The organism is Mitsuaria sp. BK041 (genome assembly GCF_014193085.1).
Taxonomy (GTDB): Bacteria; Pseudomonadota; Gammaproteobacteria; order Burkholderiales; family Burkholderiaceae_C; genus Roseateles.
The window spans coordinates 1,905,811-1,929,210 of the sequence record NZ_JACHYT010000002.1; the positions used below are offsets into that span (position 1 = coordinate 1,905,811).

Below are 23,400 nucleotides of genomic sequence, written 5' to 3' on the forward strand. Positions count from 1 at the left end.
TTCACGCGGGCCGAGGCGCGTCCTGCGCAGGGCTCGGTGCAGTCGCGAGTTTTGAAAATGATAACGAAACTTGTGCGCCGCTCGGCGGCAGATCGGCGCCGCTGGCGGCTGGGAGATTCACCAGCCGGATGCGCGCGCCATGCTCATCCGCGATTTTCTTCACCACCGCCAGCCCCAGGCCGGTCCCCTTGGTCTTGGTCGTGACGTAAGGCTCGAAGGCCCGCTTCAGCACGTTCTCCGCGAAGCCGTGGCCGTTGTCGGTGACGACCAGCCGGAGCGCCCGCAGTTCGCCGGCCTCGTTCATCGCCTTCTGCGTGCGCACGGTCACCCGGCCGTCGGGGCGCTCGCTGACCGCGTCCAGCGCGTTCTGCACGAGGTTGTGGATGACCTGCCGCAGCTGCGGCGCGTCGCCCAGGATCGCCGGTGGATCGGACGCCAGGTCCGCGCCCAGGTGGCCGGATTCCTGCGCCTCGGCGTACAGGGTCAGCACCTCGGCCACCAGCGCGTTCAGGTCCAGCGGCGCCAGCTTGGCGGCCGGCAGGCGGGCGTAGTCGCGGAACTCGTTGACCAGCTGCTTCATCGCCTGCACCTGGTTCACGATCGTGCCGACGGAACGCACCAGCATCGCCTGGTCGTTGCCCTCGAGCTTGGACTCCAGCTTGAACTGCAGCCGCTCGGCCGACAGCTGGATCGGCGTCAGCGGGTTCTTGATCTCGTGGGCGAGCCGGCGCGCGACCTCGCTCCAGGCCGCGGAGCGCTGCGCCGACACCACCTCGCTGATGTCGTCGAAGACCAGCAGCCGCGCCTCCTGCGGCAGCAGCGCGCCGCGCACCAGCAGGGTCAGCGCGGTCTTCTCGTCCAGTTGCAGTTCGAAGGAGTCCTGCCAGTGCTCGCGCTCGCCGGATTCCGGACTCTGCAGCTCGAAGCGCTGCCAGATGTCCTTGCCGAAGGCCGCCAGCGCCGGCAGGTCCTCGAGCGGCCGGCCGACGTAGGCCGACAACGGCAGTTTCAGGATGCGGGTCGCGCCGGGATTGACCGTCTCGATGCGGCGGTCGCGGTCGAACACGATGACGCCGGCGGTCAGGTTGTCCAGGATGGTCTGCACATGGGTGCGCGCGCTTTCCAGCTGCGTCACGCTGAGCTCCACCTGGGCCCGCGCGTCGGCCAGCTGCTGGGTCATGTCGGCGAAGGACCGCGTCAGCCCGCCGAGTTCGTCGCGCGAGCGGAACACCGGCTTGGCCTTCAGGTCGCCGGTCGCGACCTCGCGCATGCCCTCGGCCAGCAGCAGCAGCGGCTGCACCAGCTGGTTGGACAGCGCCACCGCCAGCAGCAGCGCCGCGAACACCGCCAGGATCAGCACCAGCGTCAGCGTGCCCAGGTACATGCGCCGCAGGCCGTCGCGCAGCAGCGAGCGCTGCAGGTACTCCTGGTTGGCGGCCGACACGTTCAGCGCGTTGCTGATGACCTTGCCGGAGATCTGCTTGACGACCATCAGGTAGCGGTCGCTGTTGGTCAGCTGCAGCGCGCTGCTGGGCAGCAGCGCCAGCGAGCGGATGCGGGCCTCGCCCAGCACCGCCTGCTGCTCGTCCTCCAGGCCCTCCAGGCGCGAGGCGACGCCGTTGTTGCGCGCCTGCGCCAGCAGCGTGCTGCTGGGGCGCTCGGGGATCTCGCTCGACTCCCCGCCGGCGGACAGCACGACCTGCCCGTTCCCGGCGATCAGCGCGACGCTGCGCGCATTCATCTGGTCGCGCAGCCGCTCCAGCGCCAGCGGCGCCAGTGCGCCGTCCTCCCAGCGCTCGGCCGCGGCGCGGGTGCGCGCGTTCTGTTCGGTGCGCAGGTTCTCCAGCGTGTCCTGGCCCAGCGCGAGGCCGGCTTCCAGCGCACTGGCCAGGCGCTGGTCGAACAGGCTCTCGATGCTGCGATTCACGAACTGGTAGGACACCGTGTAGATCAGCAGCCCCGGCACGACCCCGACGATCGCGAAGATGCCGGCCAGCTTCAGCAGCAGCCGGCTGCCGAAGCGGCCGCGCTTGACGCGCAGCGCCAGCCGCGTGCCGGCGGCGCCGATCACGATGACCAGCGCGGTGGCGACCGCCACGTTCACCCAGAACAGCCAGACGAAATGGCGCTCCAGGAAGCCGCGCTGCGCGGTGGTGCTGATGGACAGCAGGAAGGCCAGCATGCCGCAGGCGCCCGCGATCGCGGCCACGGAGATCAACCACGCCAGGCGTGCCGACTTGGTCACGGGTCAGGATCCTTGCTGAGTCACGAGAGGCGGGAACGGATGGGGCGACGCGCGGTCAGGGCTGCGGCTTGTTGGGCGGCGGCGCGGCCGGCGCCTCGAGCGTGAGCGTCAGCGTGCGGTCGACGCCCAGCGTCCAGCCCTGGCTGCCGCCCAGGCCGATCTGCAGCGGTCTGGGCAGCTGCGCGGTGTCCAGCTTGTAGCTGAACTCCAGGTAATAACGACCGTCGTCCTCGATCTCCTTGGCGTCGGCGACGCGCCAGCCGGAGACACCGCGCAGCGAGGCGATCGCCTCGCCCAGGGTGTCGAAGCTCTGATGCAGGCCGCCGGTGCTGACGCGGTACTGGCGGGTCAGCGGCTGCCAGGTCAGGCGCCAGGTGCGGTTGGCCTGGGCGACCCGGGCATCGCGCCAGTACCAGCGGCTGCGCAGCACCTGGACCTCGGCGACGAAGTAGATCGCCACGCCCTTGAGCAGCGCGTCCTCGGCCTGCCGGGGCAGCTCGAAACGCGTGCTGAAGCTGACCGCCAGGCCGTCCTCGGCGCGCTCCGCGTTGAGCAGCTGCAGCGCCACGCCTTGCGCCAGTGCCCAGCCGTGCAGCACCAGCAGCGCGCCGACCAGGGTCAGGCGCTGCCACCAGGCACGCAGCGGAACGGAACGGGACGGCGGGGACACGCGGACGGGATTCGACGAGGAGTTCGGGGATCAGGCCTTGTGCAACAGCGCGTAATAGAAGCCGTCGGTGACGGCCGCCGCGCCGGGCGCGAGGTCCTGGCGGGCATTGTCCGCGAGCGGCAGCAGATGCCCGGCCCCCTGGTCGAACTGACGCGACCGCGCATCGCCATGGCGTTGCAAAAACGCGTCGATCTGGTCCTGTCCCTCGGACCGGAAGACCGAGCAGGTCGCGTAGAGCAGCCGGCCGCCCGGCTTGAGCAGCGGCCACAGCGCCTCCAGCAGCTCGGACTGGATCCGCGCCAGCGCCGGGATGTCGTCGGGGCGGCGCAGCCAGCGCACGTCGGGATGGCGGCGCACGATGCCGGAGGCGCTGCAGGGCGCGTCCAGCAGGATCGCGTCGAAGGCGCGCCCGTCCCACCAGGCGGCGGTGTCGCGGGCGTCGGCGGCGCGCACCGCGCCCTCCAGCCGCAGCCGCTGCAGGTTCTGGCGGACCCGCTCCAGCCGCTTGGCGTCGGCGTCCAGCGCCAGCAGATCGAGGCGGTTGCCGGCCAGTTCCTGCAGATGGGCGGTCTTGCCGCCGGGCGCCGCGCAGGCGTCCAGCACCCGCGCGCCGGCGCCGAGCAGCGGCCAGTCCTCGCCGGGGGCCAGGTCTTGAGGCGGGTGCTGGCCGAGCAGTAGCGGCGCGGCGAGCTGCGCCGAGGCGTCCTGCACCGACGCATGCCCGTCGTCGAAGCCGGGCAGGGCCTGGACCGGACGCGGCTCGTCGAGCACCACCGCCTGCGGGAACAGCGCGCCGGCCGGATGGGCGGCGATGCCGGCCTCGCCCAGCCGGGCGAGGTAGCCGGCGAGGTCGTCGTGGGCCGGGTTGACGCGCAGCGTCATCGGCGGCTTCTGCTGGTTGGCCTGGAGCAGGCCTTCCCAGGCGGCGGGCCAGTCCGCGCGCAGCCGGTCCTGCCACCAGCGCGGATGGTTGAAGCGGGCGACCGGATCGGCCTGGGCGGCGGCGACCAGCGCCTCCCGCTCGCGCAGGAAACGGCGCAGCACCGCGTTCACGAAGCCGGCGCTGTTGGGCGCGCGCTGGCGGACCGCATGGACGGCCTGGTCGACCAGCGTGTGCTCGGCGTAGGCCGATTCGCCGGGCCAGAGCAGCGCCAGCGCGGTCAGCAGCAGCGCGTCGACGCGCGGCGGCGGGTTCTTGGGGGCGAGGGCCGCGCGCACCGCCTGCGCGGCGCCCAGCCGTCGCAGCACGGTGAAGCTCAGCGCCTGCACGCCGGGTCGGATCTCGGCAGGGCAGCGCGACAGCCAGTCGGTCAGCGAGTGGCCGTCGCGCACGGCCTGGACCGCGTCGGAGGCATTGGCCAGCAGCCGGTGCAGCGGGGGCGCGCCGCCGCTGGCGGCGTTCTTGGGGGAGGGGACGGAAGACACCGCGCGAGTTTAGTGGGCCCGTCCCGACCGGGCCCCGCGCAAGGCCAAGCCCCGGCTTTCGCAATCCCGGGCGGAAGCCGCGACAATCGCCGGTCCCCCATGAGAACGCAGGCTTCATGACGAGCACCCCGATCCTGAGCCCCGAGGACCTGGCCGCGCTGCCGGCCTCGGAGCGCATCCGCTACCGGCTGGTCCAGGCCGGGCGGCGCCACCACGCCAACGACAACATCGCCGAATTCATCGAGGCGGGCGAGCTCGACCAGCTGCAGGCCGAGGTGCAGGCGCGCATGCAGGGCGTGCTGGAAGCGCTGGTCATCGATACCGACAGCGACCACAACACCCAGGAGACCGCCAAGCGGGTGGCCAAGATGTTCCTGAAGGAGGTCTTCGCCGGCCGCTACGCGCCGCCGCCGCCGGTGACCGAGTTCCCCAACGCCGAGCGCCTGAACGAGCTGATGATCGTCGGCCCGATCACGGTGCGCAGCGCCTGCTCGCACCACCTGTGCCCGATCATCGGCAAGGTCTGGATCGGCCTGCTGCCCAGCGAGCATTCCAACCTGATCGGCCTGTCCAAGTACGTGCGCCTGACCGAATGGATCATGAGCCGCCCGCAGATCCAGGAAGAAGCCGTCGTGATGCTGGCCAACGAGCTGCAGGAACGCGTCCAGCCCGACGGCCTGGCCATCGTGATGGACGCCGACCACTTCTGCATGCACTGGCGCGGCGTCAAGGACATGGACTCGACGATGACCAACAGCGTCATGCGCGGCTCCTTCCTGAAGGACGCGACGCTGCGGGCGGAGTTCCTGGCGCTGATGAAGCAGAAGGGCTGAGGCGCCCCAGGCGCTCGGCGGCTCAGCGGCTCAGAGGCTGCGCGCCTCGCTGAAGCCCACGAAGCTCATCAGCACGCGGGTGGGGAACTGGCGGATCGCGGCGTTGTAGGCCTCGACCGCCTGGTTGAACACCTGGCGTGAGAACGCGCGCTGGCGCTCGATCATCTTGAGCTCGTCGACGGCGCCGGCCAGGTCGGGCTCGATGCTGAGTTCGGCGTGATGCTCCACCAGCGACACCAGCCGCGTCAGCGCCGCGCCGTGCACCGCCGCGGCCACCGCCAGCGTCGCCACCGGATCGGCTGCGTGCGGCCTGACGCGCACCGCCTGCGTCGCGGCGCGCGCCTCGACCTGCGCCGCGGCCAGCGCGTCCAGGCTGGCCTGCTCGCTGGGCAGGCGCTCGCGCAGCCGCTCCAGCAGCAGGTCGCCCTGCGCGAAGCGCCGGGTCAAGGCGTCGTCCAACTGCGCGAAGGCCCTGGCGATTTCATTGCGCAGCAGCATCACGCGGTTGTAGGCGCCGATGCTCCAGAACACCAGCACCGCCGCCAGCGCCCACAGCCCCCAGTTCCAATGCCACTGCATCGCGTCCGCCGCGCTCAGGCCGAGACCGCCGCGCCGCCGGAGCGGGCGCGCTGGAACTCGTCCCAGCCCCGGGCGCGCAACTCGCAGGCCGGGCAGTGGCCGCAGCCCCAGCCCCAGGCATGGCGGGTGGTGCGCTCGCCGAGGTAGCAGGTGTGCGTGTGCTCAACGATCAGGTCGTTGAGCGCCGTGCCGCCCAGCGCTTCGGTCAGCGCCCAGGTCTGCGCCTTGGTCAGGAACATCAGCGGCGTGTCCAGTGTCATCGGGGTGTCCAGGCCCAGGCTCAGCGCCACCTGCAGCGCCTTGAGCGTGTTGTCGCGGCAGTCGGGGTAGCCGGAGAAGTCGGTCTCGCACATGCCGCCGACCAGCACCGACGCGCCACGCCGGTAGGCCAGCGTCGCGGCGAAGGTCAGGAACAGCAGGTTGCGGCCCGGCACGAAGGTGTTGGGCAAGCCGTTGGCCTGCAGCTCGATCTCGCGCTCCTGGGTCAGCGCGGTGTCGGAGATCTGGCCCAGCAGCCCGAGGTCGAGCAGGTGGTCCTCGCCCAGCTTGGGCGCCCAGTGCGGGAACTGCGCGGCGATCTCGGCGCGCACGGTCTGGCGGCAGTCGAGCTCGATGCGATGGCGCTGGCCGTAGTCGAAGCCCAGGGTCTCGACCTCGGCGAAGCGGTCCAGCGCCCAGGCCAGGCAGGCGGTGGAGTCCTGGCCGCCGGAGAACAGCACCAGCGCCTTGCGGCGCGAGGCGTGGACGGCGGGGATCGGGGCGGGGGCGGCGTCGGACATGGCGGACCAGCGGTTGACAAGGAAAACGGCAGGCCGGAAGTGTGCCAGCACCGTGATAGCGTGGCCGGCCCAAGGAGGAAAAGCAATGCAACGACTGTTCACGACGCGCGCCGTCGCGGGCGCCGCGTTGGCGGCGCTGGCGGCCGGCCCGCTGGCCCTCGGCGAGGCCCGCGCGGCCGCCGGTTCCGCGGGGGTGTCCACCATTTCGCAGGTGCTGCTGTACCCGGGTGGCGCGCAGGTCGACCGCACGCTGCGCGTGCCGGCTGGCGCGGTCCAGGCGCGCTTCGCCTGTCTGCCCGCCAGCCTGGAGCGCGACGCGCTGCAAGTCCAGGCGCCGCCGGGCGTGAATCTCGGCGAGCTCAAAATCGAGCGCGCCCCGCGCGACTCGCTGCCGGAATGCCGCCAGCGCGATCCGCGGGTGCGCGAGATCGAGCAGCAGCGCGCCGCCGTGGAGGCGGAGATCGCCGGCGTCGACCTGGCGCTCGGCTACCTGAAGGGGCTCTCGGATCGCGAGGCGCGGCCCGGCGCCACGCTCGGCGCCAGCCTGGACACGCTGCGCCGCAACGGACAGGACCTGACCGCGCGGCGTCAGACGCTGAAGGACCGGCTGACCGATCTGGGCAACGACCTGGCGGCGGCGAAGGCCTTGGCGCCGACGGCGTCGGCCCAGGTGTCGGTGGTGACGCTGCGTCTGTCGACGGCCGAGGCGGCCGATGTCGGGCTCTCCTATCGCGTCGCGGGCGCCGGCTGGCAGCCGCAATATCGCGCGCGCCTGGATACCGCGACCGGCGCGCTGGCGATCGAGCGCCTGGCGCAGATCGCGCAGACCAGCGGCGAGGACTGGACCGACGTGAAGCTCAAGCTCTCGACGGTGCGGCCGCGCGACGCCGTCGCGCTCGAGCCACTGGTGCCCTGGACGCTGGCGGTCCAGCAGGAAATCTTCGAGAAGATGACCCGTTCCCGGATGGCGATCGCACCGGTGGCGATGGCCGCACCGGCGCCGGCTGCGGATCTGCGTTCCGTCGAGGTGACGGGCTCGCGCGTCGCGGAGACGATCCGCTTCGATCCGAGCGTCTTCGAAGGCGAGTTCGGCGCCGAATACGACCTGCCGCAGCGCGTGACGCTGCGCGCGGACGGCGCGATGTCGACGGTCAGCCTGGGCCGCACGGCCGAGCAGGCCCGGGTGCTTGCACGCGTGCAACCACGGACCGAGGCGGCGGCCTACCTCGTCGCCGAGCTGCCACGCCCGCAGGGCTCGTGGCCCGCGGGGCCGGTGCAGTTGTTCCGCGACAACGCGCTGATCGGCCAGGTGCCGCTGCAGTTCGGCGGCGAGACCACGTGGACGCTGCCCTTCGGTCTCGACGACCGGCTGCGCGTGCGCGTGGAGCCCGACAAGCGCGATGGCGCGAACGGCGGCTTCATCGGCGGGCGCCGCGAGGTCGTGGTGACGCGCCAATGGCAGGTCGAGAACCTGCGCGGCAAGCCGGTGACGCTGCAGGTGCTGGAGCCGGCGCCGGTGTCGGAGCACGAAGACATCCGCGTGCAGACGCAGTTCACGCCGCCGGTGACCAAGGCCGACTGGCGCGACCAGCGCGGGATCCAGATGTGGGAACTGCCGCTGGCGCCGAACCAGACGCAGCGCTTCCAGGCGGTCTACAAGGTCAGCGCGCCCAAGGACGCCAACGTTCCGAACCTGCCCTGAGGCTGCGCGCGGCCGGCTCCGCGAGGCCGGGCGCGCAGGACCGCGTCAGGTCCTGATCTCGCCCTGGCCCAGCACCACCCACTTCATCGAGGTCAGGCCTTCCAGGCCCACCGGGCCGCGGGCGTGGAACTTGTCGGTGGAGATGCCGATCTCCGCGCCCAGGCCGTACTCGAAGCCGTCGGCGAAGCGCGTGCTGGCGTTGACCATCACGCTGGCCGAATCGACCTCGCGCAGGAAGCGCATCGCGCTGAGGTGGTTGGTGGTGAGGATCGCGTCGGTGTGATGCGAGCCATGGCGGTTGATGTGCGCGATGGCCTCGTCCAGCGAGTCGACGATCTTGATGCTGATGACCGGCGCCAGGTACTCGGTGTCCCAGTCCTGCGGCGTGGCGGGCTTGAGCAGGTCGCGCGGCACCGCTTCCAGCAGCGCCAGCGCGCGCTCGCAGCCGCGCATCTCCACGCCCTTGGCCGCGAACACCATGCCGATGCGCGGCAGGAAGTCGGCGGCCTGCTTCGCATGGACCAGCAACGACTCGGTCGCGTTGCAGGGGCTGTACTTCTGCGTCTTGGCGTTGTCGACGACGGTCACCGCCAGGTCCAGGTCGACCTCGGCGTCGACGTAGCTGTGGCAGTTGCCGTCCAGGTGCTTGATCACCGGCACGCGGGCCTCGCGGCTGATGCGCTCGATCAGGCCCTTGCCGCCGCGCGGAATGATCACGTCGACGAAGGCCGGCATCGCGATCAGCAGCCCGACCGCGGCGCGGTCGGTGGTGTTGACCAGCTGCACCGCCTCGCGCGGCAGGCCGGCTTCCTCGAGGCTGTCGGCCACCAGCGCCGCCAGCGCCAGGTTGCTGTGCAGCGCCTCGGAGCCGCCGCGCAGGATGCAGGCGTTGCCGCTCTTGATGGCGAGCGACGCGGCCTCGATGGTCACGTTGGGGCGGCTCTCGTAGATCATGCCGAACACGCCCAGCGGCACGCGCATCTGGCCGACGCTGATGCCGGTGGGGCGGCGTTTCACGCCGGTGATCTCGCCGATCGGATCGGGCATCGCGGCGATCTGCTCGCAGCCCTCGGCGACGGTGGCGAGCACTTTCGGGGTCAGGCGCAGGCGGTCGACCATCGGCGCGTCCAGGCCGGCTTCGACGGCGGCGGACAGGTCGCGCTCGTTCGCGGCGGCCAGGGCCGGGCCGGCCTCGCGCAGGCGGCGGGCCAGCGCCAGCAGGGCGATGTTCTTCGCGGCGGTCGGCGCGGCGGCCATCAGCGTCGCGGCCGCGCGGGCCGCCTCGCCGACGCCGGTCATGTAGGCGGTGAGGTCGGTCATGGACGGGGATTCTGACCGATGCCACGCGGTCTCCGCCGCCCTGGGGCCATCGCAAGCGGCCAGCCTAGCCTTCGCGAAGCTTCATCCCCTCTTCCCGCGCGGGGAAGAGGGCGTTGCCGAAGCCCGGTCAGGGCTTCGCGGCGGAGGACGGCATCGACGGCGCGGTCACGCCGACCGGCGCGCCCTGCGGATCGCGGATCTCCAGCGGCTTGCGGCCCAGCGCCTCCAGCTGCGGCAGCACCTTGGCCTTGTCGCCGACGGCCACGACGATCAGCGCCGCCGGGTCGACGTGGGTCCTGGTCGCCTGGTAGGCGCTGTTCGCGGTGACCGCGGCGAACTTGCGGGGCAGCGCGGTGATGCTGTCCGCCGGCATGCCGACCGCCCACTCGCTGGCGTAGCTCGACGCCACGACGCGGTTGGTGTCGAACAGGCCCGGCAGCGCCAGCAGCTGCGCGTTGCGCACCCGGTTGAGCTCCTCGGCGCCCATCGGCTTGGCGCGCATGCCCTCGATCTCCTTGAACATGTCGCTCAGCGCCGGGCCGGTCACGTCGGTGCGGACGCTGCCGCGGATGCCGAACAGGCCGCTGTCGCGGTTCATCGTGTAGGCCGAATAGATGCCGTAGGTGTAGCCCTTGACCTCGCGCAGCTGCGTGTTGATCCGCGAGGTGAAGAGGCCGCCCATCGCGGCGTTCATGACCTTGATGTCCTCGGCGTCGGGCGTGCCGGCCTTCGGGCCCGGAGCAACGACGCTCAGCGCGGTCTGCGGCGCGCCCGGCTTGTCGACCAGCACGACCCGTGCGGCCACCGGCTGGGGCGCGGCGGTGTTCACCGTCGCCGCCGCGGTCGCCGGACGCGCCCAGCCGCCGAACAGGCGCTCGGCCAGCGCCTTGAGCTCGTCGGCGGAGATGTCGCCGGCCACCACCAGCGCGGCCTGGTCCGGCCGGTAGTGGGTGGACCAGAACTGGCGCAGCGCGGCCGCGTCGGTGGCCTTGATCGCGGCCTCGTCGCCCAGCGAGGTCTTGGCCAGCGGATGGCCCTCGCCGTAGACCACCCGGTTGGCGACGATCGCGGCCACGGCCGGCGGCTGCTCGCGCTGCTGCTGCAGCGCGGCCAGGCGCTGGTTCTGCATGCGCGCGATCTCGCCGGCGTCGAACGCCGGATGCAGCGCCACGTCCGCCATCAGCGCCAGCGTCTGCGGGAAGTTGCGCTTGAGGCTGCTGGCCTCGATGCGGGCCTCGTCGCGGCCGGCGCCGCTGCTGATCGCGGCGCCCAGTGCGGCGGCTTCGTCGGCGATCTGCTGCGCGGAGCGGGTCTGCGTGCCCTGCTGCAGCATGCCGGCGGTGAAGCTCGACAGGCCCGGCCGGTCCGCCGGATTGGCGGTCTGGCCGGCGCGCACGACCAGCGTCGCGCTCACCAGCGGCAGTCCCGGGTTGGGGATGTGGATCAGCGTCAGGCCGTTGGCCAGCGTCAGGCGCCGGCCCTCGGGCAGCACCGGCGCCTTGGCCTTGCCGCCCTTGGGCGGCGTCTTGCGCCAGGCGACGTCGGGGTTCATCGACTCGCGCTCGCCCTGGGCGGCCTTCGTGGGCGCCGGCGGCGTCGGCACCTCGGCGGCGAGCTTCTGCTCGCCCGGCGTGGCCAGCACGACGACGCGGGCGTTCTTCTTCAGCTGCTGCGCCACCACGTCGCGGACCTGCGCCGGCGTGATCGCCTGGTAGCGGGCCAGGTCCTTGCCGATGTAGTTCGGGTCGCCGGCCTGCTGGTTGTAGTAGTTGATCTGGTCGGCCAGGGTCTGGACCTTCTCCAGCCGCGACAGCGTGCCGGTCTCGATCGCGGCGCGGGCACGGGCCATCTCCTCGGGCGTGGGCGGATTGGTGGCCAGCTCGGCGACGGCGTCGTCGACGATCTTCTGGATCTCGTCCAGCGACTTGCCGGGCCGCGCCACCACCTCGATCGAGAACACCGAGCCCAGCGACAGCGAGTACTGCTGCACCTGCACCGACTGCGCCAGCTGCTTGTCGTAGACCAGTGTCTTGTAGAGGCGGCTGGACTTGCCGCCGCCCAGCACGTGCGAGGCGATGTCCAGTTCCGCGTCGCCCGGCTGGAACACGGCGGGCGTGTGCCAGGCCACGTCCAGGCGCGAGAGCTCGATGCGGTCGGTCACCTCGATGCGCTTTTCCTCGGTCAGCCGGGGCTGCTCGACCTTGACCGGCGGCACCGGATCACCGGCCTTGAGCGGGCCGAAGTACTTCTGCACCAGCCGCTTGGCCTGCGCCGGGTCGAAGTCGCCGGCCAGCACCAGCGTGGCGTTGTTGGGCCGGTAGTAGCTGCGGGCGAAGGCCTTCACGTCCTCCAGCTTGATCGACTGGATGTCCGCATGCGAGCCGATCACGGTGGCGCGGTACGGATGGCCCTCGGGGAACAGCGCCTGGTACAGCGCTTCCTCGACGATGCCGTAGGGCCGGTTCTCGACCGACTGGCGGCGCTCGTTGCGGACTACGTCCTGCTGGTTGGCCAGCGCCACCGAATCGACCTCGTCGATCATGTAGCCCAGCATGTCCGACTTCAGCCACAGGCCCAATTCGAGCTGGTTGGACGGCAACGTGAAGAAGTAGTTCGTGCGGTCGAAGTCGGTCGTGCCGTTGGAATCGGTGCCGCCGGCGGCGTCGATGATCTTGTCGGCCTGGCCGCGCGGGATGTGGCGGGTGCCGGCGAACATCAGGTGCTCGAACAGGTGGGCGAAGCCGGTCTGGCCCTTGGCCTCGTTGCGGGGACCCGCATGCACCCACAGGTTGAAGGCCACCAGCGGCAGGCGGTGGTCCTCGACCAGGATCACCTCGAAGCCGTTGGGCAGCTTGACCTTCTCCAGCTTCACGTTGAGCGTGCCGCCGACGGTGGAGACGGCGCTGGTGCCAGCGGCGGCCGGCGCGGCGACGGCCGCATGAAGGCCGCCGAGCGCGGTCAGGACAGCCAGGGTGATGGCGGCGGGCGCCGCGGGCATGAATCGCATGGTGGGACGCTTCCCTTCAAGGTTGGTGCGGCGCACGCTATCCAAAGCGGGCGGCCCTCACAAGTGCCGGAACTCAGGCAGATCAAGGCGGGGCGAGGGTACCGCGCCCGCGTGGCCGGCGGGCGTCAAGACCGCGTCGACGCGGCGTCGATAGGGCGTGGACATGGTGTCGACATGGCGTCGACATGGCATGGAAGCGGCACCGATACGGCACCGCAGCGGCGCCGAAGCCGCCTCACAGCGGGCGCAGCATCCATTGCTGGTGCAGCGGCTGCGGCACCGCCCCCAGCGCCCGCAAGGCCGCGCCGCCGAGGTCGTCCCGCTGCAGCTGCGGCACGCGCAGCCGGCGCTGCGGATGCACGGCCACCAGTGCCTGGACCAGCGCGCGGGCGTCGGCCTCGCGCGGGGCGACCAGGCTGTGGACCATGACCGTCTCGTCGGGCAGGCTGAAGACGACCTGCGCGGCCGCGTCGCCGCCGGGCGCCTCCCCATCGCCGGACGCCCCGACCTGCCAGGCGTGGTAGTCGACGCCATGGCGCAGCGTCGCCGCGGTCACCTGCAGCGGCAGCTCGGGCAGGCGCTGCTCCGCGGCTTCCAGCCAGGCGAGCGCGACCGGCATCTCCACCGCATGCGGCGCGGCCCGGCCCTGCGGCGGCGCCGTCGCGATCATGCCGGGCTCGGCGGTGTAGCCGTCCAGCCGATGCCGCGCGCTGAAGCCCCGGCCCTCGTAGAGCCGCCGCGCGCGCTCGTTCTGCGCGAAGACCTCCAGTTCCACCGCGCGCAGGCCGGCGGCGGCGGCGCGGGCGATGAAGTCGTCCAGCAGGGCCGGCGCGGCGCCGGTTCCGCGCGCGGCGGGCAGCGCGCCCATCGTGGCCAGGCGCCAGCGCCCGGCCAGCGGCCGTGGCGCGACGAACGCGAAGGCCAGCGCCGCGCCCGCCGGGTCGAGCGCCACCCGCGACAGCGCCAGGTCCACGCCCTGCCGCGCCAGGAACATCGGCCACTGCGCCGGCGGGATCTGGAACGGGCCGATCAGGTAATCGGAGAAGGCCGCGGTGAAGGCGGCATGCAGCGCCTGCGGGGCGATCTCGTCGCCGCGGACGAAGGCGAAACGCGGGGCGGAGGTGCTCGTCGGGTCGGAGGGCGATGCCGTCATGGGGCTCCTAACGATCGGTGGGAACGGCGATGGTGCCGCGCGCGGGCCGCGGCGCCGCTCGTCACGGCGTGCCGGCGCCGTCCAGCCAGGCGGGGATCGCCAGCCACAGCGGCGCGGTGAGCGCGAACAGCAGCGTGCCCAGCACGATGGCGCCGGAGGCCTCGGCCTCGAGCGTGCGATAGCGCTGCGCGAACATCATCGCGTTCGATCCCGGCGGCAGCGCCGCCATCATGACGATCACGGCGAGCGGCATGCCCGACAGGCCGAAGCCCCAGTGCGCGATGCCCAGCACCAGCGCCGGCAGCACCAGCAGCTTGAGCGCGGCCAGGCCCAGCAGGGAGCGGATCGCGCCGCGCGGCAGGCCGTAGTAGGCCAGCGACATCCCGATCAGCACCAGGCACAGCGGCACCACGGCGCTGCCCAGCATCTGCAGCACCTCGTCCAGCACGGTGGGCAGCGGCAGGCCGGTGAGGTGCCAGGCGAAGCCGCACAGCACCGGCAGCACCACCGGATGGATGACGGTGTTGCGGATCGTCGTGGCGACGGTGCGCCCGAGGCTGGCGCCGCCGGCGCTGTGGCGCGCCAGGTCCATCTCGACCAGCACGGTGGCGACGGTGAGCAGCGTCAGCGCGTGCAGGCTGACGACGGTGATGTGCACCGCCAGGCCGCTCTCGCCGAAGACGCCGGCCACCAGCGGCACGCCGACCTGCAGCGTGTTGCCGAAGCTGGCGGTGATGCTGCGCACCGCCGGGGCGGCGGGGCTGTCGGGATGGCGCTGGCGCTCGTAGAGGTAGACGGCCACCAGCATCAGCACCACCGGCGCGAAGAAGGCGGCGACGGTGAGCCAGGGCAGGGCGGAGAACTCCACCCGCGCGGTGGTGCGGAACATCAGCGCCGGGACGAACAGGTAGAACGCCAGGTTCGAGAGGATGCGGGCGGGGTCGTTCTCGCCGCCGGCCTTGCCCAGCCAGCGCATGTGTCCGACGAACCAGCCCATCCCCGCGGCGATGAAGATCGCCAGCAGCTTGTAGAACAGGACGGCAGTCATGGCCGGGGAGTATGCCCAAGCGCCCGCGCGCGCCGGGCGCCGCCCGCACAGTGGACTGGGGCCACCGCAAGGGCCGTATGGCCGGAGGCCGCGAGGCCGTGAGGCCCGTGTGGCCCGTGTGGCCGTGCAGCCGTGTGGCTGTGTAGCTGTGAGGCCGGGGACCCGGGGCGCGGGACGAGAGGCGGGGCGAGCGTCGGGGAAGCCGGGGGCCGGGTTACGAGGCCAGCGGCAGCTCGAGCGCGAAGCTGAAGCGGCTGCCCTCGTCCACCGAGGTCTGGACGGTGATCTCCCCGCCCATCAGGCGGACGAGCTGCTGGCTGATCGCCAGGCCCAGGCCGGTGCCGCCGGCGCGGCGCGAGAGGTCCGCCACCTGCTCGAAGGGCTGGAACAGCCGCTCCATCTGCGCGCGCGCCATGCCGATGCCGGTGTCCGAGACGGTGAAGCGCAGCATCAGGCTGCTCGGGCCCTGGGCCACGACGTCCACCGACAGCCCGATCCGGCCGTGGTCGGTGAACTTGACCGCGTTGGACAGCAGGTTCAGCAGCACCTGGCGCAGCCGCTGGCCGTCCGCGCGCACCCGCGTCGGCAACTGCGCGTCGAGGTGGACGTCGAAGGCCAGGCCCTTCTCGGCGGCGCGCGGCCGCATCGATTCGCTGCAGATCTCGAGCAGCGCCCGCAGGTCCAGCGGGCTGAGCTGCAGGGTCAGCTTGCCGGCCTCGATGCTGGCGACGTCCAGCAGGTCGGTGATCAGCACCAGCAGGTGCTCGCCGGACTCGCGCATCAGGCGGATGCGCTGCTGCTGCGCCTCGCTGAGCGAGGCATCCATCTGCAGCAGCTGCGCGAAGCCGAGGATGGCGTTGAGCGGCGTGCGGAACTCGTGGCTCATCGTCGCCAGGAAGCGGCTCTTGGCCTGGTTCGCCGCCTCGGCGCGCTGCTTGGCCTGGGACAGCTCGACGGTGCGCTCGGTGACCAGTTCCTCGAGGTGATCGCGATGCTGGGTGAGTTCCTGCTCCGCCAGCCGGCGCAGCGTGATGTCGCTGACCAGGCCCTCGATGCGCGGCGCGCCGTCGAGCACCAGGTGCAGGCTGAGCTCGACCCACAGGTCGCGTCCGTCTCGCGTGGTCACCAGCAGCGGCACCTGCTGCAGCAGCCGGTGGCGCTCCAGCGCGAGGGCCAGGCGCCGGTACTCGTCGCGCTCGATGCGCACCACGCGCCGCAGCGTGACGCCCTGCGCGTCCTCGGGCCGGCCCAGTCCCAGCATGTGGGCCAGCGCCTTGTTGACGCGCAGCAGCCGCCCGTGGCCGTCGGCCTGGAAGATCCCTTCGGCCGCGTTTTCGAACAGGCTGCGGTAGCGCTGCTCGCTGCTGCGCAGGCCCTCGGCGAAGTCGCGCAGCTTGGCGCTCATCGCGTTGAGCTGGTCGGTCAGGTCGCCGATCTCGTCGGCATGCTCGGGCTGGATGTGGGCGCCGAGCTCGCCGCTGGCCACCCGCTGCGCCAGGCCGCGCAGGCGCGAGACCGGCCGCTCCACCAGGCGGCGCACCAGCACGTAGCTGGTCAGCGCGATCGCCGCCAGCACCGTGGCCAGCAGGCTGGCCACCAGACGGCGCGTCTCGCCCAGCGTCTGGTCGATGTAGCTGCGGGTGTAGACCAGCGTCGCGCGGCCGAGCGCCCCGGCCGCGCCCTGGGCGCCGGCGCGATGGCTGAGCTCGAATTCCAGCGTCAGCGGCCGCACCGCCGGCGTCTCGCGGGCGCGCTGCAGGGTTTCCAGGCCGGGCGCGGCCAGGGTGATGGACTGGACCTCGGGATCGGCCATCACCGCGTCCAGCAGCTCGGACAGCGCCGCGCTGTCCAGGTTCCAGACCGGCTCGGCGAAGCCGCGCGCCACCAGCTGCGCCATGCGCTGCTGGCGCTCGGTCAGCGCCTCGTTGAGTTCGTGCTCGTGGCGGTCGACCCAGTACAGACCGATCAAGCCCACCAGCACCGTCGCGCTCAGGCTCAGCGCGGCCACCAGCCGCGTCTGGATGCTCAGCGTCGATCGGCCCATGACCCCATGCCCTCTCCTGACTCGCACGTTGTTTGCGGCCGAGTGTCGCGCAAATGCGGGAGCGCGCCCGGCGAGCAGGCACGAACCGGCCCCCAGGATTTCACGGGTTGCGATTTGAGGGCGCGCGAAAGGGGCGCCGCGGGCACTCGCGGCGCCTGGGCTGCGGCCACCGCCGCGGATGCCGCGGACGCCGCTAGGGCGCCGGCTCGAACTGCGGCGCGAGCTGCGCGGCGCTCCAGCGCCACGGCAGCGCGCCCGGCCGGCGCAGGCCGGCGGTGACCCGCAGGCGCAGCCCGCGCGTGTCGTCCCGCCAGACGATCTCCGCATCCGCCGCCAGGTGGAGCAGCTCGCCGCCGGCGTAATCCGGCACCAGCAGCCCGGCGCGCGGATGGCGCAGCAGGTTGCCCAGCGTCATGAAGAAGCGGTTGCCGGGGAAGTCCGGGATCAGCAGGTCGACGCCACCGTCCAGCCGCCGCTGCACCGCGACGAAGCCCGGCGGACCGCCGCGGTGCGACACGTCCACGCCCTCGGCACGGCCGTCGCCAGGCACCGGCGCCGAGGCGCTGGCAATGAAGAGGGTGTCCGCGGCCTCGATCAAGGCCAGCGCGCCGGCATCGAGCGCCGCGTCCAGCGGCTGTGCCAGTGCCGGCGGCGTGTCGTCCCAGCGCAGCGGGTCGCGCGCCTGGATGTACTTCGGGCAGTTGCCGAAGCTCTGCACGACGGCCACCTCGAGCCCGACCTCCGACATCGCCGCGAGCCGGCCGTTCATCCGGTTGCGGCGCCGCGTGTGCGGCTCCAGGCCCAGCAGACCGACCGGCGCGCCCGGACCGCGCGCGCGCAGCGCGGCCAGCGCCGGGTCTTGCCCGTCGAGCGCCGTCGTGATCGTCATCGTCCGCGCGTCGGGCGTCGCGACGAAACCCGGCGGGCCGGCCAGCATCGTCGCCCAGGGCTGCCCCGCGGCGTCGAGCGCGCCCAGCAGCATCGTCGGCAGCTTGCCGAAGAGTTCGCGATGCTGGTCCGGCATGTGGTCGCGGATCACCTGCGGGCCGATCTCGGCCATGCGCTCGCGCATGCCGACGCGCGCCTGCAGCGTCTGCTCGGCGGGGTGCCAGGACTTGTCCATGGGGAGCCTCCGGCGTCGTTCAGAGCTGGTCGGTGAGCGGGACGAAGCCAGGCAGCGCCTCGATGCGCGCGAGCCAGGCGCGCAAGCGCGGGTAGTCGCTCAGCGACACGCCCCCGATCGGCGCCTGCGAGGTGTAGCCGTAGAACGCGAGGTCGGCCAGCATCGGCCGGTCGGCCACGAGGAAGGCGGCGCGGGCGAGCCGGTCCTCGATGAGCGCGAAGAGCCGGTGCCCCAGCGCCAGCGAGGCCGGATCCACCGGCTGGCCGGTCAGCGCGCGGTAGCGCGGCGAGGCCGCGCCCGGGCCGAGCAGGCTCACCGACAGGCTGAACCAGCGCTGCTGCCAAGCGGCCTCGACCGCGTCGCGGGGCAGCCAGCCGGCCTCGGGCGCGTAGCGGGTCGCGAGGTAGACCAGGATCGCGTTGCTCTCCGGCAGCACGAGCTCGCCGTCCTCCAGCACCGGCACCTGCGCCAGCGCGTTCAGCGCGAGGAAGGCCGGCTGGTGCTGGTCGCCGCGGCGCAGGTCGAGGTCGACCACCTCGTAGGGCAGGCCCAGCAGCGACAGCAGCAGCTCGACGCGGTGGCAATGGCCCGACGCGGCCAGGCGGTGCAGGCGCAGCGGCGCGGCCGGGGCGCTCGCGGCGCCGGCGGTCGTGGCCATGGGTGTCGAAGCCCGAGAGCTTGCGGCGAGGGAAGAGGCGTTCATCGAGCGAGGCTCCATCGTGGATCAGCAAGGCCTCTACCGTATCCATTGCGGCGCGTGACCGGAATGGATGGAAGAGATCATTGAGAATTGCAGCTGTCGAAATAATGAGCGCCGTTCTGCCCGGACGGCGAATCGCCATGGACCACCTGGAACGCCTGCGCTGCTTCGTCGCCGTCGCCGACACGCAGAGCTTCGCCGGCGCGGCGCGCCGGCTGGGCTGCTCGGCACCGGCCGCCACCCGCGCGATCGCGGCGCTGGAGCAGCGCCTGGGCGCGCAGCTGTTCCAGCGCAGCACGCGCTCGGTGCGGCTGACCGAGGCCGGCGAGCGCTTCCTCCTCGACTGCCGCCGCATCCTGGGCGACCTCGACGCGTCGGAAGCGGCCGTCACCGGCGCGCAGGCCGAGCCGGCGGGGCTGCTGGCGCTGACGGCGCCGTCGATGTTCGGGCGCCTGCATGTCGCGCCGCTGGCGGCCGAGTTCCTCCAGCAGTACCCGCGGATGCGGATGAAGCTGCTGCTGGTCGACCGCGTCGTGTCCTTGCTGGACGGGGCCCAGGACCTGGCGGTGCGGATCGCCCACCTGCCGGACTCGGGGCTGACCGCGGTGCCGGTGGGCGCGATGCGGCGGGTGATCGTGGCGTCGCCGGACTACCTCGCCCGGGCCGGCGAGCCGCGGTCGCCGCGCGAGCTGGTGGGGCATCGCATCGTGGCCGGCTACTTCGACGGCCAGGGCATGACGCCCTGGCGCTTCCGCGAGGGATCGCAGGCGCTGACCCCGACGCTGATGGTCAACGACAGCGCGGCCGGCATCGCCGCGGCCGAGGCCGGCGTGGGGCTGGCGCGCTGCCAGGTCTACCAGGCGGCGGAGGCGGTGCGGGCGGGGCGGCTGCGCATCGTGCTGGCGGACCACGAGATCCCCGCCGCGCCGGTGCACCTGGTGCACGCCGCCGGCCGGCGCGTGCCGGCGCCGCTGCGGCTGTTGATCGACCACATGGCCGCGCGGCTGCGCGATCAGCCCGTGCTGGCCGGCGAAGCTTTCCTGCGCTGAGGCGCCGCCGGGGCGCCGCCAGGCCGGAGCGACACCCGGCAAGGTCCGCCGCGACGGGCCTCGCCGGGCGCCGCCATGAACAAGGGGCCCATCGGGCCCCTGGGTCGTTCGGCGACGCCACGGCGCCGCGGCGGAACCGTCGATCAGCCCTTCGCAGTTGCCTTCTTGGCGGCGACCTTCTTGGCCGCCGGCTTGGCGCCGGTCTTGGCGGCGCGCGGCTCGAACTCGAACACCACCTTGCCTTCCTTCTTGTCGTAGGCCAGGAAGGCCTTGAACTTGCGGCGCGTCTTGTTGGAGACGAAGTTCTCCAGCAGGTCCGTCTTGCCGGTGGCCAGGAGCTTGGTGACCTGCTCCGGCTCGACCGGCTGCTGCAGGATGATCTTGCCGCTCTTGAAGTCGCAGGTGACCTTGTCGCCGACCGCGTGCTCGCAGACGTAGTTGCTGCCGAAGTCGAAGACGCGGCCGCCGCACTTGGGGCAATGGCCCAGCGAGGTCTGCCCGCTGAAGTCCACCGGCTCGCCGTTCTCCTCGGCCTTCTTCGCGTCCTCGCCGAAGTCGAACTCCAGCTTCCAGTTGTCGATCTCGGCGTCGAAGACCAGCGCCAGCTCGGCCGTGAAGGGCCAGCCCGCCTTGGAGCGGAAGCCCTCCAGCGGTCCGACCTTCTTGTCGCGCAGGAAGGCCTCGACCTCGTGCAGCTCGAAGCTGCGGCCGCCCGGGATCTTGGGGATGGAGAAGCCGCAGCCCTCGCCGTCACCGCTCCTGCCGGTGCAGGTGAAGCGGCGGTAGTTCTCCTTGACCACGCCGCCGCACTTCGGACAGGGGGTCTTCAGCGTCGCGTAGTCGCCGGGGATGGTGTCGCGGTCGTACTCCTTGGCCTTGCGCACGACCTTCTCGGTCATCGCGGCGATCTCGGCCATGAAGGCCTCGCGCTTGAGCCGCCCCTTCTCCATCTCGGACAGCTGGAACTCCCAGTTGCCGGTCAGCTCGGGCTTGGTCAGTTCCTCCACGCCCAGCCCGCGCAGCAGCGTCATCAGCTGGAAGGCCTTGGCGGTGGGGATCAGCTCGCGGCCCTCGCGCAGCATGTACTTCTCGGCCAGCAGGCCTTCGATGATCGCGGCGCGCGTGGCCGGCGTGCCCAGGCCCTTTTCGGCCATGGCCTCGCGCAGCTCGTCGTCGTCGACCAGCTTGCCCGCGCCTTCCATCGCCGACAGCAGCGTCGCTTCCGTGTAGCGCGCCGGCGGCTTGGTCACCAGCGCCTTGACGTCGGTGTCCTCGGTGCGCACCACCTCGCCGGTCTTCACCGGCACCAGCATCGCGCCGCTGGTGCCCGGCTCGGCGTTCTCGTCGGTGGCTTCCTTGCCGTAGACCGCCTGCCAGCCCGGCTTGACCAGCACCTTGCCGTTGGTCTGGAACGCATAGGACTTGGCCGCCGTCTTCACCGTCGAGATGCGGGTCGTGACCTGGAACTCGGCCGGCGGGAAGAACACCGCCAGGAAGCGCTTGACGACCATGTCGTAGAGCTTGGCTTCGGCTTCGGTCAGGCTGCGCGGGGGCTGCAGCGTCGGGATGATGGCGAAGTGGTCCGACACCTTGGCGTTGTCGAAGACCTTCTTCGTCGGCTTGATGTAGCCCTTGTCCAGCGCCGTGCGCGCGTGCGGCGCGAGCGCCTGCAGCGGGCCGGGCAGGTCCTCGCTGGCGATCATCTCGGCGGTCTGCTTCGCCACGCCCAGGTAGTCCTCCGGCAGGTAGCGCGAGTCCGTCCGCGGATAGGTCAGCACCTTGTGCTTCTCATACAGCGCCTGCGCCAGGCCCAGCGTCGTCTTGGCCGAGAAGCCGAAGCGCGAGTTGGCCTCGCGCTGCAGCGTGGTCAGGTCGTACAGGCCGGGGCTGGCGGTGGTGCTGGGCTTGGACTCCTCGGTCACCGTGGCGGGCTGGCCCTTGGCGGCGGCCGCGATGGCATCGGCCTCGGCCTGCGTCCAGACGCGGTCGGCGCGCTGCTCGGGGTCCTCGGCGTTCTTCTTGAACGCGGGGTCGAACCACTTGCCCTCGTACTGGCCGGCCTCGGCGTCGAAGGTGCCGCGGATCTCCCAGTAATCGCGGTAGACGTGCTTGCGGATCTTCTCCTCGCGCTCCACGACGATGGACAGCGTCGGCGTCTGCACGCGGCCCACGGTGGTCAGGAAGAAGCCGCCATCGCGCGAGTTGAACGCGGTCATCGCGCGCGTGCCGTTGATGCCCACCAGCCAGTCGGCCTCGGAACGGCAGCGCGCGGCATCGGCCAGCGGCAGCATCTGCTGGTCGCTGCGCAGGCGCTCGAAGCCCTCGCGGATCGCCTGCGGCGTCATCGACTGCAGCCACAGCCGGCTCACCGGCTTGGTCACCTGCGCCTTGGCGGTGCCCGCGTACTGGACGATCAGGCGGAAGATCAGTTCCCCTTCGCGCCCCGCGTCACAGGCGTTGATCAGCGAGGTGACGTCCTTGCGCTTGATCAGCTTGACCAGCGCGTTGAGCCGGCCCTTGCTCTTGTCGATCGGGTTCAGGTCGAAGTGGGGCGGGATCACCGGCAGGTGGGCGAAGCTCCACTTGCCGCGCTTGACGTCGAATTCCTCCGGCGCCTTGATCTCCACCAGGTGGCCGACGGCCGAGCTGACGACGTACTCGTCGTTCTCGAAATATTCGTCGTGCTTCTCGAACTTGCCCGACAGCGGGGTCAGCGCCTTGACGATGTCCTGCGCCACCGACGGCTTCTCCGCGATCACCAATGCCTTGCTCATGCGCTTGTTTCTTTCGTCTTCGTTCAGGCGTCCGAAATCCTCGTGAACGCCTGCCTACAATCCGGCCTCGCGCGCGCCCACGCACCTACGTACGTGTGTGCACGCGCGCGCACCCATGAATTCAATGTACCGGACTCGCTCCATGCCGCAACAGCGTCCCGATTCGCAGCTCCCGCCCACCGCTCCGGAGACCGGCGCCGCCGCCGTCCCGGCCGACAAGGCCAGCAAGGGCAAGAAGGCCAGGAAGGCGGAGAAGGCGGAGAAGGCCGGCAAGGGGAAGAAGGCGGACAAGGCAGAAAAGGCTGACAAGGCGGACAAGTCCGGGAAGGCCGGCAAGCCGGGCAAGCGCAGCGCCCGGATCGAGGTCCGGGCGTCCGGCGTGCATGGCCGCGGCGTCTACGCGGTCGAGCCGCTGAAGGCGGGCGAGAAGCTCATCGAATACAAGGGCGAGCGCATCGACTGGGACGAGGCGCTGCGCCGCCATCCCCACGATCCGTCGCAGCCGGACCATACCTTCTACTTCCACCTCGAGACCGGTGGGGTCATCGACGCCGCCGTCGACGGCAACCGCGCGCGCTGGATCAACCACGCCTGCACCCCCAACTGCGAAGCGCGGGAGAAGAAGGGCCGGGTGTTCATCCACGCATTGACGGACATTTACCCGGGCGAGGAGCTGTTCTACGACTATGGTCTGGTGATCGAGGAACGCTATACGCCCAAGCTGAAGAAGCGTTTCGAGTGCCGCTGCGGCACGCCGGGCTGCCGCGGCACGATGCTCGCGCCCAAGGGGCGCTGAGGGCGGACCGGTCCACCGGCCGGGAAGGCGCCGAGCGGGCGCCGAACGGGCGGCGGGGGGACCCTGTCAGGTCCTACAGCCACCGATTCGTGGTGCCGCTCCCCCGGAAGGGGGGCGTCTCCCTCTAGACTCCGCCCATCCACGACCACCGGA

At 71.7% G+C, this 23,400-nt stretch carries 17 protein-coding genes; 4 read left to right on the forward strand and 13 right to left on the reverse strand.

From position 1 onward, the window contains the following. Position 1: 1 nt before the first annotated feature. From FHT38_RS24250 to rsmB, 3 genes are read right to left on the reverse strand one after another with little or no spacing between them, the layout of a single operon-like run. Positions 2–2,245: an ATP-binding protein gene (locus FHT38_RS24250; protein ID WP_183493466.1), complete on the reverse strand. Its 2,244-nt coding sequence runs from the start codon at positions 2,243–2,245 to the stop codon at positions 2–4. A gap of 55 nt (positions 2,246–2,300) precedes the next feature. Beyond that, a complete protein-coding gene (locus tag FHT38_RS24255) occupies positions 2,301–2,915 on the reverse strand; it encodes a DUF4390 domain-containing protein (protein WP_091730826.1) in 615 nt (204 codons plus the stop codon). A gap of 30 nt (positions 2,916–2,945) precedes the next feature. Continuing rightward, positions 2,946–4,340 (reverse strand): 16S rRNA (cytosine(967)-C(5))-methyltransferase RsmB, encoded by a 1,395-nt coding sequence (gene rsmB, locus FHT38_RS24260; protein ID WP_183493467.1) that lies wholly within the window; start codon positions 4,338–4,340, stop codon positions 2,946–2,948. A gap of 116 nt (positions 4,341–4,456) precedes the next feature. Between rsmB and folE the strand changes: the two genes are divergently transcribed. After that, entirely contained in the window at positions 4,457–5,173 is a 717-nt protein-coding gene (gene folE / locus FHT38_RS24265; RefSeq protein WP_091730833.1) for a GTP cyclohydrolase I, read from the forward strand. 30 nt (positions 5,174–5,203) lie between these two features. Here the strand turns inward: folE and FHT38_RS24270 are convergent, their stop codons facing one another. Both FHT38_RS24270 and queC read right to left on the reverse strand, forming a co-directional pair. After that, positions 5,204–5,752, reverse strand: a complete 549-nt coding sequence (locus FHT38_RS24270; RefSeq protein ID WP_091730837.1) for a LemA family protein — start codon at positions 5,750–5,752, stop codon at positions 5,204–5,206. 14 nt (positions 5,753–5,766) lie between these two features. Next, positions 5,767–6,531 carry a 7-cyano-7-deazaguanine synthase QueC gene (gene queC, locus FHT38_RS24275; protein WP_183493468.1) on the reverse strand — a complete coding sequence of 255 codons (765 nt, stop codon included), beginning with the start codon at positions 6,529–6,531 and terminating at the stop codon, positions 5,767–5,769. Positions 6,532–6,616: 85 nt separating this feature from the next. On the opposite strand from queC, the gene FHT38_RS24280 reads away from it, so the two are divergent. Beyond that, positions 6,617–8,233 (forward strand): DUF4139 domain-containing protein, encoded by a 1,617-nt coding sequence (locus tag FHT38_RS24280; RefSeq protein ID WP_183493469.1) that lies wholly within the window; start codon positions 6,617–6,619, stop codon positions 8,231–8,233. A 45-nt stretch (positions 8,234–8,278) separates the two neighbouring features. On the opposite strand, the gene FHT38_RS24285 is transcribed toward FHT38_RS24280, so the two are convergent. The 7 genes from FHT38_RS24285 to FHT38_RS24315 all read right to left on the reverse strand — a co-directional run bounded on the left by FHT38_RS24285 (position 8,279) and on the right by FHT38_RS24315 (position 18,586). Continuing rightward, positions 8,279–9,553 (reverse strand): glutamate-5-semialdehyde dehydrogenase, encoded by a 1,275-nt coding sequence (locus FHT38_RS24285; protein ID WP_183493470.1) that lies wholly within the window; start codon positions 9,551–9,553, stop codon positions 8,279–8,281. A gap of 127 nt (positions 9,554–9,680) precedes the next feature. Further along, entirely contained in the window at positions 9,681–12,560 is a 2,880-nt protein-coding gene (locus FHT38_RS24290; RefSeq protein ID WP_255488909.1) for a pitrilysin family protein, read from the reverse strand. A 235-nt stretch (positions 12,561–12,795) separates the two neighbouring features. Continuing rightward, positions 12,796–13,713: an N-acetyltransferase gene (locus FHT38_RS24295; RefSeq protein ID WP_183493471.1), complete on the reverse strand. Its 918-nt coding sequence runs from the start codon at positions 13,711–13,713 to the stop codon at positions 12,796–12,798. Positions 13,714–13,774: 61 nt separating this feature from the next. After that, positions 13,775–14,761 (reverse strand): AEC family transporter, encoded by a 987-nt coding sequence (locus FHT38_RS24300; RefSeq protein WP_183493472.1) that lies wholly within the window; start codon positions 14,759–14,761, stop codon positions 13,775–13,777. A gap of 214 nt (positions 14,762–14,975) precedes the next feature. Beyond that, on the reverse strand, positions 14,976–16,805 hold the full coding sequence (locus FHT38_RS24305) for an ATP-binding protein (RefSeq protein WP_183493473.1): 1,830 nt from the start codon (positions 16,803–16,805) through the stop codon (positions 14,976–14,978). Positions 16,806–16,998: 193 nt separating this feature from the next. Beyond that, on the reverse strand, positions 16,999–17,928 hold the full coding sequence (locus FHT38_RS24310; RefSeq protein WP_183493474.1) for a pyridoxamine 5'-phosphate oxidase family protein: 930 nt from the start codon (positions 17,926–17,928) through the stop codon (positions 16,999–17,001). A gap of 19 nt (positions 17,929–17,947) precedes the next feature. Continuing rightward, positions 17,948–18,586: a glutathione S-transferase family protein gene (locus tag FHT38_RS24315; protein WP_183493475.1), complete on the reverse strand. Its 639-nt coding sequence runs from the start codon at positions 18,584–18,586 to the stop codon at positions 17,948–17,950. 182 nt (positions 18,587–18,768) lie between these two features. Here FHT38_RS24315 and FHT38_RS24320 point away from each other — a divergent pair, with 182 nt between their 5' ends. Continuing rightward, the gene (locus tag FHT38_RS24320; protein WP_183493476.1) at positions 18,769–19,677 is read left to right on the forward strand and encodes a LysR substrate-binding domain-containing protein; all 909 of its coding nucleotides are present in this window, start codon (positions 18,769–18,771) and stop codon (positions 19,675–19,677) included. Between the two features lie 143 nt (positions 19,678–19,820). Here FHT38_RS24320 and FHT38_RS24325 read toward each other — a convergent pair whose 3' ends face one another. Further along, positions 19,821–22,451, reverse strand: a complete 2,631-nt coding sequence (locus FHT38_RS24325) for a DNA topoisomerase III (protein WP_183493477.1) — start codon at positions 22,449–22,451, stop codon at positions 19,821–19,823. Between the two features lie 358 nt (positions 22,452–22,809). On the opposite strand from FHT38_RS24325, the gene FHT38_RS24330 reads away from it, so the two are divergent. Further along, the gene (locus FHT38_RS24330; protein WP_254783533.1) at positions 22,810–23,247 is read left to right on the forward strand and encodes an SET domain-containing protein; all 438 of its coding nucleotides are present in this window, start codon (positions 22,810–22,812) and stop codon (positions 23,245–23,247) included. Positions 23,248–23,400: the final 153 nt, after the last annotated feature.

Bases quoted from the DNA above. Each gene is read 5' to 3' on its own strand.
- folE (WP_091730833.1), top strand. From the start codon at position 4,457: ATGACGAGCACCCCGATCCTGAGCCCCGAGGACCTGGCCGCGCTGCCG.
- FHT38_RS24280 (WP_183493469.1), top strand. From the start codon at position 6,617: ATGCAACGACTGTTCACGACGCGCGCCGTCGCGGGCGCCGCGTTGGCG.
- FHT38_RS24290 (WP_255488909.1), bottom strand. From the start codon at position 12,560: ATGCGATTCATGCCCGCGGCGCCCGCCGCCATCACCCTGGCTGTCCTG.
- FHT38_RS24305 (WP_183493473.1), bottom strand. From the start codon at position 16,805: ATGGGCCGATCGACGCTGAGCATCCAGACGCGGCTGGTGGCCGCGCTG.
- FHT38_RS24295 (WP_183493471.1), bottom strand. From the start codon at position 13,713: ATGACGGCATCGCCCTCCGACCCGACGAGCACCTCCGCCCCGCGTTTC.
- queC (WP_183493468.1), bottom strand. From the start codon at position 6,531: ATGTCCGACGCCGCCCCCGCCCCGATCCCCGCCGTCCACGCCTCGCGC.
- FHT38_RS24300 (WP_183493472.1), bottom strand. From the start codon at position 14,761: ATGACTGCCGTCCTGTTCTACAAGCTGCTGGCGATCTTCATCGCCGCG.
- FHT38_RS24325 (WP_183493477.1), bottom strand. From the start codon at position 22,451: ATGAGCAAGGCATTGGTGATCGCGGAGAAGCCGTCGGTGGCGCAGGAC.
- FHT38_RS24320 (WP_183493476.1), top strand. From the start codon at position 18,769: ATGGACCACCTGGAACGCCTGCGCTGCTTCGTCGCCGTCGCCGACACG.
- FHT38_RS24310 (WP_183493474.1), bottom strand. From the start codon at position 17,928: ATGGACAAGTCCTGGCACCCCGCCGAGCAGACGCTGCAGGCGCGCGTC.
- FHT38_RS24315 (WP_183493475.1), bottom strand. From the start codon at position 18,586: ATGGCCACGACCGCCGGCGCCGCGAGCGCCCCGGCCGCGCCGCTGCGC.
- FHT38_RS24285 (WP_183493470.1), bottom strand. From the start codon at position 9,553: ATGACCGACCTCACCGCCTACATGACCGGCGTCGGCGAGGCGGCCCGC.
- FHT38_RS24270 (WP_091730837.1), bottom strand. From the start codon at position 5,752: ATGCAGTGGCATTGGAACTGGGGGCTGTGGGCGCTGGCGGCGGTGCTG.